At 59.5% G+C, this 13411-nt stretch carries 12 protein-coding genes; 8 read left to right on the top strand and 4 right to left on the bottom strand.

Going from position 1 to position 13411, the window contains the following annotated elements; all coding sequences use genetic code 11:
* Positions 1-261: 261 nt before the first annotated feature.
* Positions 262-1197, bottom strand: coding sequence for a pirin family protein (locus RDA78_RS23805; protein ID WP_434052249.1), 936 nt, complete (start codon positions 1195-1197; stop codon positions 262-264).
* 147 nt (positions 1198-1344) lie between these two features.
* On the opposite strand from RDA78_RS23805, the gene RDA78_RS23800 reads away from it, so the two are divergent.
* Together RDA78_RS23800 and RDA78_RS23795 are read left to right on the top strand one after the other, a co-directional pair.
* Positions 1345-1872, top strand: a complete 528-nt coding sequence (locus RDA78_RS23800) for a DNA topology modulation protein FlaR (RefSeq protein ID WP_434052248.1) — start codon at positions 1345-1347, stop codon at positions 1870-1872.
* A 36-nt stretch (positions 1873-1908) separates the two neighbouring features.
* Positions 1909-2523 (top strand): thiamine phosphate synthase, encoded by a 615-nt coding sequence (locus RDA78_RS23795; protein WP_434052247.1) that lies wholly within the window; start codon positions 1909-1911, stop codon positions 2521-2523.
* Positions 2524-2530: 7 nt separating this feature from the next.
* Here RDA78_RS23795 and RDA78_RS23790 read toward each other — a convergent pair whose 3' ends face one another.
* Positions 2531-3409 carry a LysR family transcriptional regulator gene (locus RDA78_RS23790; RefSeq protein ID WP_434052246.1) on the bottom strand — a complete coding sequence of 293 codons (879 nt, stop codon included), beginning with the start codon at positions 3407-3409 and terminating at the stop codon, positions 2531-2533.
* A 280-nt stretch (positions 3410-3689) separates the two neighbouring features.
* Between RDA78_RS23790 and RDA78_RS23785 the strand changes: the two genes are divergently transcribed.
* Positions 3690-5189 (top strand): CoA-acylating methylmalonate-semialdehyde dehydrogenase, encoded by a 1500-nt coding sequence (locus tag RDA78_RS23785; RefSeq protein ID WP_434052245.1) that lies wholly within the window; start codon positions 3690-3692, stop codon positions 5187-5189.
* 47 nt (positions 5190-5236) lie between these two features.
* On the opposite strand, the gene RDA78_RS23780 is transcribed toward RDA78_RS23785, so the two are convergent.
* On the bottom strand, positions 5237-5554 hold the full coding sequence (locus RDA78_RS23780) for a hypothetical protein (RefSeq protein WP_434052244.1): 318 nt from the start codon (positions 5552-5554) through the stop codon (positions 5237-5239).
* A 257-nt stretch (positions 5555-5811) separates the two neighbouring features.
* On the opposite strand from RDA78_RS23780, the gene cydD reads away from it, so the two are divergent.
* From cydD to cydX, 5 genes are all read left to right on the top strand, one after another.
* The gene (cydD, locus tag RDA78_RS23775; protein ID WP_434052243.1) at positions 5812-7587 is read left to right on the top strand and encodes a thiol reductant ABC exporter subunit CydD; all 1776 of its coding nucleotides are present in this window, start codon (positions 5812-5814) and stop codon (positions 7585-7587) included.
* Positions 7584-9236: a thiol reductant ABC exporter subunit CydC gene (cydC, locus tag RDA78_RS23770; protein WP_434052242.1), complete on the top strand. Its 1653-nt coding sequence runs from the start codon at positions 7584-7586 to the stop codon at positions 9234-9236. The genes cydD and cydC overlap by 4 nt, the downstream gene beginning before the upstream one ends.
* A gap of 286 nt (positions 9237-9522) precedes the next feature.
* Positions 9523-11130 carry a cytochrome ubiquinol oxidase subunit I gene (locus RDA78_RS23765; protein ID WP_434052241.1) on the top strand — a complete coding sequence of 536 codons (1608 nt, stop codon included), beginning with the start codon at positions 9523-9525 and terminating at the stop codon, positions 11128-11130.
* A 6-nt stretch (positions 11131-11136) separates the two neighbouring features.
* Positions 11137-12294, top strand: coding sequence for a cytochrome d ubiquinol oxidase subunit II (cydB, locus tag RDA78_RS23760; RefSeq protein WP_434052240.1), 1158 nt, complete (start codon positions 11137-11139; stop codon positions 12292-12294).
* Between the two features lie 12 nt (positions 12295-12306).
* Positions 12307-12438, top strand: a complete 132-nt coding sequence (gene cydX / locus RDA78_RS23755; protein ID WP_434052239.1) for a cytochrome bd-I oxidase subunit CydX — start codon at positions 12307-12309, stop codon at positions 12436-12438.
* 49 nt (positions 12439-12487) lie between these two features.
* Here the strand turns inward: cydX and RDA78_RS23750 are convergent, their stop codons facing one another.
* The gene (locus RDA78_RS23750) at positions 12488-13363 is read right to left on the bottom strand and encodes a Vgb family protein (protein WP_434052238.1); all 876 of its coding nucleotides are present in this window, start codon (positions 13361-13363) and stop codon (positions 12488-12490) included.
* Positions 13364-13411 lie beyond the last annotated feature (48 nt).

Genomic DNA, 13411 nt, shown 5'->3' with positions numbered 1-13411 from the left:
TGCGCTTCGGCTCGCCGGGTAAAAGGGCGATGTCGATAACGCAACCTGCGCCGAATGAACCCGGTGCACGTGGACTGTTGTCAGAACGGGGCTTTATTTGCCGAGAACCGGACCCAATTGCAAGGGTTGACCTGCCGAAACAAACCGAAACCCTTGGTTTTCACCACGGATCCGTCCCGTCTGCGACTGCACGAAAAAAGAGAGCCGGGCACTGCCGGCTCTCCTGATGTGTTGTCCTGCGTTGTGCTGTCGCCTCTGGCCTCAAGGGCCGGGCCGGTCGGGCAGTGGGATAAACTCTTCCGCATCGCCGGGGACCGTGTCGAAGTGGCCCTGTTTCCAGTCTTCCTTGGCCTGTTCGATCCGTTCTTTCGAAGAGGAAACAAAGTTCCACCAGATATACCGGTCACCATCCATCGGTTCGCCGCCGAGCACAACGAAGCGTGCGGGGTGGGGGCTGTTGTTCTCGATGACAAGATGATCGCCTGGCTTGAAGACGAGCAACTGGGCCGGGTCAAACGCCTGACCGGCAATCGTTATCTGACCCGAAATCGTGTAAAGGCCGCGCTCTTCCCAACCGGCATCGAGCGGAACTTTTGCGCCCGGTTCCAGGGCGATGTCCGCATAGAACATGTCGGATGCCGTCTTGACCGGGGCCGTGTGCCCGTAAAGGCTGCCGGCAATCAGTTTAACCGACGCGCCATTATCCGCGAATTCCGGCTGTTCGTCGGTGCCATGGTGTTGGAATGTCGGATCGCCTTCCTCAAGATGTTTCGGCAGGGCAACCCAGCTCTGCAAGCCGAACAGGGGCCGTTTTTCGGTCAAGCGTTCGGGCCGCTCGCGCTCGGAATGCACGATGCCCTTGCCGGCACTCATCCAGTTGAGTGCACCGGGTGCGATCGCGATTTCCGTGCCCAGACTGTCGCGGTGATACATCTCCCCTTCAAAGAGATATGTGACGGTTGCGAGCCCGATGTGAGGGTGTGGACGCACGTCAATGCCGCCGCCGACCAGAAGTTCCGCGGGTCCCATCTGGTCGAAGAAAATGAACGGCCCGACCATCCGGCGTTTCGCCGAGGGCAGGGCCCTTCGAACCGAAAAGCCGCCGAGATCGGACGTACGGGGAACGATTATCGTGTCGATGGGATCGCAACTTGATGCGACACCCGGTATCGGATCCGGACTGTTCAACCAGCTCATTGACCTCTCCTTGCCGTCAAACCTTGCTCTGGCCTTTAGATAGGGCCACCGGACCGAAAGTGTCTATTGAACAGTCTGTTTCCATCTGGTCAGTCGTTTCCGGGCGTGTATAACGGCCATCCAGCAACCGCTTTCGGAAACATTTCAATGAAACGCGTCATGATCGTCGGTGGCCCGGGTTCGGGGAAAAGTACGCTTGCGCGCCGCTTAGGTGACCTGACCGGCCTGCCGGTCTTCCACATGGACAAGATCCACTGGCGTGCAGGCTGGGTGGAACGCACACGCGAAGAGAAGGGTCGCATGACCCACGAGGTGCATATTCAGGATCGCTGGATATTCGAAGGCGGCCATTCGAGCACCTATCCCGAACGGGTCGAAAGGGCGGACACGTTTGTCTGGCTCGATGTTCCGGTCGGCCTGCGCATCTTCAGGGTTCTGAAAAGATCTGTTGTCAACTACGGAAAGACACGACCGGATCTGGCGGACGGCTGTCCCGAGCGTCTTGATCTGCAAACAATCGAGTTTGTTAACTTCATTTGGCGCACGAGGCATTCTGCACGCGCCAAGCTGCTTGCCATTTATCGGAATCCGCCGGCGCACCTGCAAGTGTACAGATTGAAAACCAGGGTTGAATTTGACGCGTTTTTGCAGACATGTGCGGACGGCAAAGACTAAAACAACAAGCGCTGGCGGAACACGCAGAGGGACTTCATGCAACTCGATCCATTCTACCCGATTGTCGACAGTTCAGCTTGGGTTGAGCGCCTTGTGCCTCTGGGCGTGAAGCTGTTGCAACTGCGTATCAAGGACGTCGAAGACGAGAACAGGCTGCGACAGGAAATTTCGGCAGCGAAGACGGCCTGTAAAAAACATGGCTGCCAGTTGATCATCAACGACTACTGGCGCCTAGCAATCGATGAAGCCTGTAATTTCGTTCATCTCGGACAGGAAGACCTGGTCGACGCGGACCTGACCGCAATCCGCCGCGCCGGTTTGCGGCTGGGTGTTTCCACGCATGACGGGGAGGAACTCGAAACGGCGCTGTCCGCAGATCCGGATTACATCGCGCTCGGTCCCGTTTTCCCGACAAGCTCGAAATCATTGAAATGGGCTCCGCAAGGAGTTGAAAAGGTCTCGGGCTGGAAACGGCAGGTCGGCAATCTGCCGCTGGTTGCGATCGGTGGAATTACTCTCGAAAAGGCCAGGGAGGTTTTGCGCAGCGGTGCGGACAGCATCGCCGTCATCAGTGACGTAACGCGCAGCCGCGACCCCGAGCAGCGCACGCGTGACTGGATTGAAGAGACGCGCGACGGGATCGCCGTTTGACGAAGGCTCAGAAAATAGCTCTGTCGCGTGCGACCTGATCGCGCAAGAAGTCCTGGACGGCGGCAACGTGACGAAGAGGGCGGGAGCTTTCATGGGTCACCATCCAATAGGCACGGCGCAATTTCAGTTCGGGAAGCACTGAGACGAGGTCAGGATCCTCGCGCGCGATGAAATCGTGCAGGATACCGATTCCGGCGCCGCCCCGGACGGCTTCTGTCTGTCCGAGTGCAGACGCGATTTCGAAACGTGCGGTCCAGTCCTTGCTGAATTCGGTCCCGTAATTCAGCTGCGGGGAATAAAGAAGGTCTTCCACGTAGCCGATAAGATCGTGCGCGTTAAGATCGCTCGATGCATCAGGCATGCCGCGCTCCTTCAGGTAGGACTTCGAGGCGTAGAGGCCGAGCGCGTAGTCGACCAGTTTGCCTGCGACGAGGCGACCAGCCTCGGGCCGGTCGATCGTCACCGCTATGTCCGCTTCGCGCCGCGACAGCGAAAATGACCGGGCAACCGGAACAAGCTGCACCGTCAGACCGGGGTGTCTTTCGGTCAGCTTGCCGAGCCTGGGTGCGAGATAGGCAACACCAAAACCGTCCGGAGCGCCAATGCGCACGGTTCCCGCGATTTCCGGCGTGTCACCGCCAAGGTCTGCTTCTGCAGCGACAGCTTCCGCTTCCATGCGCTCGGCGCGCTCGAAAAAGCGGCTGCCTGCCTCGGTCATGAGACACCCGGAGGTCGACCGGTCAAAAAGCCGCGTGCCGAGGCTCACTTCGAGCGATGTGAGCCGTCTGGCAACCGTTGCATGGTTCACACCAAGACGTTTGGCGGCGGCCAAGATCTGACCGGTGCGGGCAATCGACAGGAATATTCTGATGTCGTCCCAGTTCATGGCTTTGGATCCGTTTCTCCCGCTGTCCTGCGGAACCGGGCTTGACCCGGTGCAGCGCGCCGTATTCTCTGGTTTCAATCAGCCTCTGACGTGGGTCAGGTCACTGCCTGAAATGCCGGCGACAGTCAGGCAACTGAATGCCATAACTTTAAAAAGTGCACAACAGATCCGGAAAACTGGATCTTGTTTACGACAAAAATAAAAGCGACAAAGATCGCAATCGGAGTGAACAAACTGCCGCTGCCGACGGATCGGCTTCGGTCGACTGGGAGAACTTGAAATGCAGAAAATCGGTCACTTTATCGACGGCAAGCATGTCGAAGGGACGTCCGGCCGTTACACCGACGTCTACAATCCGGCGACGGGTGAAGTTCAGGCGCAGGTCGCGCTTGCCAGCCAGGCCGAGATCGACGCAGCCGTGGCCAATGCCGCTGAAGCGCAGCTTGGTTGGGCCGCCACAAACCCGCAGCGCCGCGCCCGGGTCATGATGAAGTTCGTTGATCTGCTGAACCGGGACATGGACAAGCTGGCGGAGGCACTCTCCCGCGAGCACGGCAAAACATTGCCAGACGCCAAGGGCGACATCATTCGTGGCTTGGAAGTGGCCGAGTTCTGCATTGGAGCTCCACACCTCCTGAAAGGCGAGTACACGGAAGGCGCGGGACCGGGCATCGACATGTACTCCATGCGTCAGCCTTTGGGCGTCGTTGCCGGGATCACCCCGTTCAACTTCCCGGCCATGATTCCGATGTGGAAGTTCTGCCCGGCGATTTCCTGCGGCAACGCGTTCATCCTGAAGCCGTCCGAACGGGACCCATCGGTGCCGATCATGCTTGCCGAACTGATGATCGAAGCCGGACTTCCGGCCGGTGTGCTCAACGTGGTCAACGGAGACAAGAGCGCCGTTGACGCAATCTGCGACGACGAGACCATTCAGGCAGTCGGCTTTGTCGGTTCGACCCCGATCGCGCAGTATGTCTATTCCCGCGCGACAGCCAACGGCAAGCGTGCCCAGTGTTTCGGCGGGGCCAAGAACCACATGATCATCATGCCGGATGCTGATCTTGATCAGGCCGCTGACGCGCTCGTTGGTGCTGGCTACGGCGCGGCCGGCGAGCGCTGCATGGCGGTTTCCGTGGCCGTTCCGGTCGGTGAGACAACTGCCAACGCACTGATCGAAAAGCTGGCCCCGAAGGTCGAAGCCCTGAAGATCGGTCCCTACACGGCAGGCGACGATGTCGATTTCGGCCCGCTCGTGACCAAGGAAGCTCTTGGCCGTGTGCGCGGGCTTGTTGACCAGGGTGTCAAGGAAGGTGCAAACCTAGTCGTGGACGGACGTGATTTTTCCATGCAGGGCTATGAGGACGGTTTCTTCATGGGTGGCTGTCTTTTCGACAATGTCACCAAGGAGATGGACATCTACAAAACCGAGATCTTCGGTCCGGTTCTGTCCGTGGTCCGCGCCGAAAGCTACGAAGAAGCGCTCGACCTGCCTCTCAGCCACGAATACGGCAACGGCACCGCGATCTTCACCCGTGACGGTGACACGGCACGCGATTTTGCGTCCCGCATCAACATCGGCATGGTCGGCATCAATGTTCCGATTCCCGTGCCGCTCGCCTATCACACCTTCGGAGGCTGGAAGAAATCCGGCTTTGGTGATCTGAACCAGCATGGTCCGGACGGGTTCAAGTTCTACACCCGCACCAAGACCGTAACGTCTCGTTGGCCTTCCGGCCTGAAAGACGGGGCAGAATTCGTCATTCCGACGATGAAGTAGCGCATTGTCTGATATGCGAAGAAAAACGGCGCCGGTGGCGCCGTTTTTTATGCGGCAACGGCTGGCGCCTCCACGGTCCGGTCAGGCGCATAGTGCGCCATGCTGACGATTCCGTCGATTTCGGCAAGAAGTGCCGCGAATGTTGGATCGCTCATGATCTTCTCGGAGGCGGCTTTCGCGCAGTCCAGATCCTTCCAGAAAACGACATCGGCGAAGGCGCTCTGGTCTTCAATGGCCTCATAGGCCGTCCAGGCGACGAAGCCTTCGAAGGTCCTGGCTATGTCCTGTGCCGCGCGGCGCGCCAGCCGCGCCTTCTCTTTGTCCTTGACCTTGAAAACGACGAGTTCGAGGCAGGGATGTGTCATGACTTGCTCCATGTGGTTCCATAACATTGACGAGCGGGACCATGGCACAGGCTTCCTGACAGCATCCCGTCAGCACATTTCCCGCATCCGTGCGCCAAAAAGTCCCGAGAGTTTCGTCTGCCCAATTCTGGCGAAACCGGAATGGTCGTTGTAAGACGACATGCCGGGAGACGAGATTTTGCAACTGCGTGAAGTTTGTGGATAGGCTGCTCGTTTGTAAAACGATTTGACCGGCTTAAACGGCGCTGGGGCACGGATTGGGAAGTGACGCGAAAAACGGTCCCGGGATCGGAGATCCGGATGGTTCCGACCGGAGGGAGTTGAACCGGGCAGGGTGGGTCCTGGCACTCGCGGATCTTTTGTGGGTGCCGCAGGCAGGATTTGTCGCCTGGTCTTTGGGCACGGTGTTGTCGCAAGCGGTTGGTGCGGCTGCAGCGGGCACGCAAACCGAACTGACGGGTACTCTCCTCATGGCGGCAGCCGCGGTGATCCTGATCGCCGTCGTTCGCGTTTACCTCCAAAAACGTGCTCAGGACTCGGCGCGTCGCGCGGCGCGGCAAGTTCAGGAAAAATCCAGGACCGCGTTACTGGGTGCCGCCGCGGCGCGATCCCCGTCCGAGAGTTTCCCTTCGTCCGGGGCCTTTGCCGCGCATGTTGTCGATCAGGTGGATCTGCTGGGACCCTATTACCGGAACTTCATGCCGCAATCGATGCGACTCAGACTGGTGCCGATCAGCATCGTTCTGGTCACGGCATGGTTCAGCTGGCTCGCGGCCCTGATCCTGCTTGTCTGCGGACCCGTAATTCCGGTTTTCATGGCGCTTATCGGGTCTCGAGCCAAGGCTGCGAGTGAGGACCAGCAGGAAGAACTGACGCGTCTGAGCGGCATGCTGCTCGACAGGATCAAGGGGCTGGAAACCCTCACCGTCTTCGGTGCGCTCGATCGCACGAAGGCCGACATACATGTCGCAGGCGAACGTTTCCGGCTTGGCACCATGAAGGTGCTGAAAGTGGCGTTCCTGTCGTCCACTGTCCTGGAGCTGTTTTCCGCACTGGGCATTGCCTTTTCTGCGGTCTATGTCGGGTTCACGTTGCTGGGTGATCTGAACATCGGCACGTGGGGGACACCGCTCGGTTACGCAGGCGGCCTGTTTGTCCTCCTGCTCGCGCCGGAATTCTTTGCGCCCTTGCGCGCTTTTTCCGCAGCCTACCACGACCGCGCCGCCGGCATCGCGGCATGCCATAAGCTTTCGGACCTCCTCAACGACATGCAAGCCGGCGGTCGTGAAACGTTAAATGAGAGCATCAGCGGCCAGCAACGCAGTGCGGCGCAGGTCTCCGGACATGTTGTCGATGCGCCGGAGATTGTGTTTCAGAACTTGTCGATCACCTTGTCGGGCAGGGCGATTTTCGACCGGTTTTCGTATCAGGCGGCTCCGGGAGAGATCCTTTTGCTCACCGGCGAAAGCGGAAGCGGCAAGTCGACACTCCTTGATTGTGTGCTTGGTTTCCGGACACCGGATGACGGGCAGGTGCGGCTCAACGGGACCGACGTGCAGCTTTTGGCGAAGGAACTCCGATCACAGGTTATGTGGTTGGGGCAGGCTCCGAGACTGTTTCATGGCAGTCTCAAGGCAAATCTCCTCAAAGGTCAGCTGCATGCAGACGCCATCACACCGGATGACATCTGGAAGGCACTGTACCTAGCGGGCGCGGCAGAGCTCGTGGAGCGTTTGCCGCAGGGTCTTTCAACCCGGATCGGCGAAGATGGTTTTGGCCTCTCCGTCGGCGAGATTCGCCGGATCGCGTTGGCACGCGCAGCGCTGCGCGGCGATGCTGTTCTTCTGATCGCCGACGAGCCGACCGCCGGCCTTGACGAAGAGACGGCAGCAGATGTGGTTAAGGGGCTGGAGCAATTGGCGAGAGGCAGAACAACCCTCATCGCTTCGCATGATGCCGCCGTCCTGAACCTGCCCGGACGCCTGCTGGATCTGGACACGTTTCAGACGCACGCGCTGGAGCCGGCAACATGATGGCGATATGGCAGATCATACAGCGTCAGCGCACCCATGACCGCATCTATTTCTGGATCGGGATCTTCGTGGCTCTCATTCCCGCCGTTGCCGGTATCCTGCTGCTTGGCGTCTCCGGCTGGTTCATCACCGCCGCGGCAGTCGCCGGCTTGAGTGGAGCATTCCTCAACATTTTCGCGCCGAGCGCGATCATCCGGGCCCTTGCCATTCTCAGGACGGCGGGACGCTATGGCGAACGTTTGCTAACCCACGATGCGACGTTTCGCTTCCTCGGGGATCTGCGTGAACGGCTGTTTGCGCTTTGCTCTCAAGAGGTGCCCCACGGGCGCCGCACTGGCTTGCTGCTGAACCGATTGACGGCAGACATAGCCGCGCTCGATGCGGTGTACCTGCGTCTCGTCGTGCCGAGCGCCGTGGCAACAATCATTTGCATTTGCCTTCTCCTGTTCTGGTCCACGGTTTCGACGCCTGTTTTTCTGACGGGACTGGTATTTGCCCTGGCCTGGGGCCTTCTGGCCTGGCGGTTGTTTGCGCGGCCCGACAAGAACACGGCACGTCGTGCGGATGCCGCTTCTGAAGCGATGCGGCTCCGTGCGGCTGATCTTGCGGCAGGACGGCGGGATCTTGCGATCTATGGCGGGCTCGACTTAGCGGCCGACGACGTCGCTCGTGCCGGACACAGGCTGCAACAGACGGAAGATCGTCTTGAGAGCCGGGCGGCATCAACCAGCGCCGTTTCAAACCTGATCGGGCAAACGTTCCTGGCGGCAATGCTGGTGGTTTGCGGATTCGGAGTTGCCGATGGCGCGATCAGCCTGGCCTTTGCGGTCGGTCTCGTGCTCGTGGTCACCGCGTTGCCGGAAATCATCGCGATGATGCTCGCCGGGCTCGAAAATCTGCCTCGAATGTCCTTGGCCGCCCGGCGCACGGTCACGGCGGAAGAAGCGTCTTCGCACCCGGACAAGGCCCGGGAACCTTCTTCCAGTCCGGACCGGCCTGCGCTCAGCGCCTCAAGTATTCTCCGATTCGATCGGGTATCGTTCAGCTACAAGGGTGCTGCCAAAACAGTGCTGAACGATTTGTCTTTTGAAATCGGTCCTGGAGAGATTGTTGCCGTCGCCGGGCGTAGTGGCTGCGGCAAGAGCACGATCGCTGCTCTCACAGCCCGGCTGATACGGGTCCGGAACGGTCAGGTCCTGCTTAAGGGTACCCCGATTGAAGACTATCCGGAAGACGCGCTCCGCCGCGCGGTTACGGTCGTCAGTCAGCGTCCGTACCTCTTCAACGACACGCTTTCCGCGAACCTGCGTTTGGCCGATCCGGAGGCTGGCGAGGGTGATCTCTGGCAGGCTCTGGAGCAGTCCGCGCTCGCAGAACGCATCGCCGCCGGTAAAGATGGACTGGGCACCGTTCTTCGGGAGGGCGGTCTGGGATTGTCGGGCGGGGAACAGCGAAGGCTTGCGCTCGCCCGGGCGTTTCTGACGCGTCCCGCTCTCTTCGTTCTTGATGAAATGACCGAAGGCCTTGATGACAGAACGGCCGAGGACGTTCTGCGCAGATTTCTGGAATACAGAGGCACATCGGCCGTGTTTATGATCGCGCACAAGCAGCGTGAACTGGAAGCCGCCGACCGGGTGCTGCACTTGTAAAAAGTGCCCAGTTGCCGGGGAATCCCTCTGCCGGTGCTTGTTTTTTCAAAGATGAGCCGCGGCTTTTCTGCGATTTGCGGTTGTCGACTACGACTTGTCGCATTGACCTCCCAGCTGGCCTGCGCCACCATCCTGACTCGGTAGCCTATTGCTCTTAACGGTTTTTTTTGACGGGAAAAGACTCATGCATGTGCCCGGCCGAAAGCACGCCGCGTTGCACCATGTCGGTTGAGAGTCTGGCGAGACCTGAAGCTCAGATCCGAAAGGTCTGAAAAGGGGGAATACGATGGAACTTAACGTCGTTGATCTGTCCCGGCTGCAATTTGCCATGACAGCGCTCTACCACTTCCTGTTTGTGCCCTTGACCATCGGCTTGTCGATCCTGCTCGCGACCATGGAGACGGTCTATGTCATGACCGGCCGCGAGATCTGGAAGCGGATGGTCAAGTTCTGGGGCACGCTGTTCGGGATAAATTTCGTCCTTGGCGTTGCCACCGGCCTGACGATGGAGTTCCAGTTCGGCATGAACTGGGCCTATTTCAGCCAGTATGTGGGGGATGTCTTCGGCGCACCACTGGCGATCGAGGGACTGATGGCCTTCTTCCTCGAAGCCACGTTTGTGGGCCTCTTCTTCTTCGGATGGGACAAGCTTTCCAGGCGCCAGCACCTGGCGGCAACCTGGGCGCTTGCGCTCGGAACGAATTTCTCCGCGCTCTGGATCCTGATCGCCAACGGCTGGATGCAGAACCCGGTCGGTGCCGTGTTCAATCCGGACACCATGCGCATGGAGGTCAACAGTTTCTTCGAGGTGCTGTTCAATCCGGTTGCGCAAGCCAAATTCGTTCATACGGTCTCGGCGGGCTATGTCACCGCAGCGCTCTTCATGCTGGGCATTTCGGCCTGGTATATGCTTCAGGGAAGACACCTGCAGATCGCCAAGCGGTCCATGGCAATCGCGTCCGCCTTCGGGTTTGCCTCGGCGCTGTCAGTTGTCGTGCTCGGGGATGAAAGCGGGTACGAGGCCAACCTGAACCAGAAGATGAAACTCGCCACGATCGAGGCCATGTGGGAGACCGAACCGGCACCCGCCGCCTTTAATGTCGTCGCCTGGCCGGACATGGAAAAGCGGGAAAACATCTTCGCGATCGAGGTGCCCTACGTGATGGGCTTGATCGCGACCCGGTCTCTGGACACGGTGATCCCGGGGATCAACGAACTTGTCGACCGGTCCAAGGACCGCATTCGCCAGGGCGCAATAGCCTGGGATGCCTTGCAGCAGATCAGGGAGAACCCCGAAGCTGTGTCTGAGGAGGTCCGCGAAACCTTCAGTTACAATGCCAGCTCGCTCGGCTATGCCTATCTGTTGTTGCCCTATACCGATAATCCGCTCGAGGCGACGACGGAACAGATCGAGGAGGCTGCCTGGTCGACCGTGCCAAATGTCTGGCCGATGTTCTATGCGTTCCGGATCATGGTGGCGTGCGGGTTCTTCTTCATCCTGCTGACCACCGTCTTCTTTTACTTCTCCTCATCGGGAAAACTGGATCTTCTGCGCGAAAAGCACCGGTGGCTGCTTCATGTCGCAGTCTGGTCGATCCCGCTGCCCTGGATTGCCTGCGAGATGGGTTGGTTCGTCGCCGAGTACGGTCGCCAGCCCTGGATTATCGAGAGTATGTTGCCGACTTCCGCTGCGGTTTCCAGCCTGTCTGTGACTGAGGTCCTGCTGACCCTTGCGGGCTTCGTGATCCTATACAGCACACTGCTGGTGATCGAGATCGCGCTGATGATCAAATACATCAGGATCGGACCCGACGAGGGAGAGCCGGCGGATACCTTGCCGCCTCCTGCAAGCGCACAGCCGGTATCCGGTGCAGCCCCTGTTCCTGCGGAGTAAGCGGCCATGATCCTCTACGAAATGATGGACTATTCGACGCTGAAAGTGATCTGGTGGGTCCTGCTCGGTATCCTCCTGATCGGCTTCGCGGTGACGGACGGTTTCGACATGGGAGTTGGCGCTCTTCTGCCCTTCATTGCCGAAACCGACATCGAGCGCCGCGTGGTGATCAACACGATCGGGCCGACATGGGAGGGGAACCAAGTCTGGTTCATTCTCGGAGGGGGGGCGATCTTCGCCGCCTGGCCGCCGCTTTATGCGATCAGCTTCTCCGGTTTCTATCTCGCCATGTTCGTGGTGCTTGCCGCGATGATTCTGCGGCCGGTTGCGTTCAAATACCGGTCGAAGCGGCCTGATCCCTCCTGGCGGAGCAGCTGGGACTGGGCGCTTTTCGTCGGATCGTTCGTGCCGGCCCTGGTGTTCGGTGTCGCGGTTGGTAACGTGCTCATGGGCGTTCCGTTCTCACTCGATAACGACCTTCGCATGACCTATGAAGGGTCTTTCTTCGGTCTCTTCTCTCCATTCTCGTTGCTGTGCGGACTGCTTTCGGTCGCCATGCTCGTCATGCACGGCGCTGTATGGCTGGTCATGCGCACATCCGGTGAGATTGCAACACGGGCCCGCCGCTACGGCACCATTGCCGCGCTTCTCGGGATTGTCCTGTTCGCGCTCGGTGGCTATCTCGTTGCGAGCGGATATGTCGACGGGTTCCGGATCACGTCGGAGGTCGACCCGAACATGCAAGCGAACCCGCTGGCCAAGACAGCCGCGATTGAAGACGGCGCCTGGATGGCGAACTATGCCGCCTATCCCTTGCTCTGGATCGTGCCCGGCCTTGGTTTCGTTGGATTGATCGGAACGCTGCTGCTGCTTCAGACCAGGTTGGAGATGCTCATCTTCGCCTTTTCGAAATCGGCGATCGTCGGGATCATCACGACTGTCGGGATATCGATGTTTCCGTTCATCCTGCCGTCATCGGTTCAGCCGGAGGCAAGCCTGACCGTCTGGGACGCGTCCTCGACGCACAGGACACTGTTCAACATGCTGGTGGCAACCATCATCTTCCTGCCGATCATCCTTGTGTACACAGCCTGGGTCTACAAGGTGCTCTGGGGCAAGGTGGATGAGGAAACCATCGAGCGTGACAACCACACGGCTTACTGAGGAGACGACAAGATGTGGTATTTTGCCTGGATCCTCGGAATGCCTCTGGCATGTTGCCTGGCGATCCTGAACGCCATGTGGCTGGAACTGCGCTCGGACGACGAGCGCAAGGAGCATGAGCGCCAGCGCTTCCGTCGCCCGTGATTGGCATCTCGGCCGTGGCACTTTACCCGGCCGTTCCGTCCCGGATGGATCAGTTGATCGCCACCGTGTAGCGGACAATCCGGTTGTTGTCGCTGTCGGAGAAGTAATACTCGTTGCCGCGAATGGCCACGCCTTCCGGATCGTCGAAGAGGTTTGGACCTTTGCCGGGCTCGCCCGTCCCGAGGACACCAACGAGAACCGCGCCGCCTTCTGCATCCGGATCGATCATCAGGATGCGGTGCGCGTCCTGGTCCGCGACCACGAGCCTGCCGAAACTGTCGACGTCGAGATAGCGGGGCCCGTAAAATCCGAACTGCGGCCCTTCGACCGTCTGCAGCTTTTCAAGGCCGGGAGAATACCGCACGAGCCGCCGGTTAAAGTTGTCGGCGACCCAGATGGAGCCGTCCGGACCTTCCGCAACATCATGCGCGCCCGGGTGCGAACCGGCGCTTGCGACCGCTTCCCCGTTTTCATAGGCAATAAGAAGTCCGGTTCCTCCGGCCATGGCATAGATGCGCCCGTTGCTGTGGGCGAGCGCTCCTTCGGTTCGGGGTGCGGGCAACGTCGCCTTTGGTGCGATATCGAGTGTCTCGATACCGCTGAACACGAAAACGCTGCCGAAGCCAGTAACTGCAACCGCAACTTCTCCGCCCGGACCAAAGGAAATGTCATGGGCGCCGGGCAGTTTGCCGGCGCTCAGGCTTTCGACGACATCGAGCGTGGCGGGATCCACGACGGCGATCCGGTTTCCGAACTTGTCTGCGACATAGAGGCGCCCATCCGGTCCGAAGGCGAGGTCATGCGGATCGTTCAGCACTTCAGGCCCGGCCTTGTCGAAAGACGCGAAAGGGGCGGGTGTCTCCTGAGCGGATGCCGCGCCAAACGCGAAACATGCAAGAACAAGAATTCCGATACCGACCCGCATGTATGAGCCTCCAATTGGCCTGAGAGCATGGACGAAAAAGCCAGGCAA

Source organism: Roseibium sp. (assembly GCF_051016195.1).
GTDB lineage: Bacteria > Pseudomonadota > Alphaproteobacteria > Rhizobiales > Stappiaceae > Roseibium.
Note: the sequence above shows the minus strand (reverse complement) of the source record. Positions and strands in the feature narration are given on the sequence as shown.

What these genes read in the sequence shown, in the direction of transcription:
- RDA78_RS23805 (WP_434052249.1), bottom strand. Translation starts at nt 1,197, where the DNA reads ATGAGCTGGTTGAACAGTCCGGATCCGATACCGGGTGTCGCATCAAGT.
- RDA78_RS23800 (WP_434052248.1), top strand. Translation starts at nt 1,345, where the DNA reads ATGAAACGCGTCATGATCGTCGGTGGCCCGGGTTCGGGGAAAAGTACG.
- RDA78_RS23795 (WP_434052247.1), top strand. Translation starts at nt 1,909, where the DNA reads ATGCAACTCGATCCATTCTACCCGATTGTCGACAGTTCAGCTTGGGTT.
- RDA78_RS23790 (WP_434052246.1), bottom strand. Translation starts at nt 3,409, where the DNA reads ATGAACTGGGACGACATCAGAATATTCCTGTCGATTGCCCGCACCGGT.
- RDA78_RS23785 (WP_434052245.1), top strand. Translation starts at nt 3,690, where the DNA reads ATGCAGAAAATCGGTCACTTTATCGACGGCAAGCATGTCGAAGGGACG.
- RDA78_RS23780 (WP_434052244.1), bottom strand. Translation starts at nt 5,554, where the DNA reads ATGACACATCCCTGCCTCGAACTCGTCGTTTTCAAGGTCAAGGACAAA.
- cydC (WP_434052242.1), top strand. Translation starts at nt 7,584, where the DNA reads ATGATGGCGATATGGCAGATCATACAGCGTCAGCGCACCCATGACCGC.
- RDA78_RS23765 (WP_434052241.1), top strand. Translation starts at nt 9,523, where the DNA reads ATGGAACTTAACGTCGTTGATCTGTCCCGGCTGCAATTTGCCATGACA.
- cydB (WP_434052240.1), top strand. Translation starts at nt 11,137, where the DNA reads ATGATCCTCTACGAAATGATGGACTATTCGACGCTGAAAGTGATCTGG.
- cydX (WP_434052239.1), top strand. Translation starts at nt 12,307, where the DNA reads ATGTGGTATTTTGCCTGGATCCTCGGAATGCCTCTGGCATGTTGCCTG.
- RDA78_RS23750 (WP_434052238.1), bottom strand. Translation starts at nt 13,363, where the DNA reads ATGCGGGTCGGTATCGGAATTCTTGTTCTTGCATGTTTCGCGTTTGGC.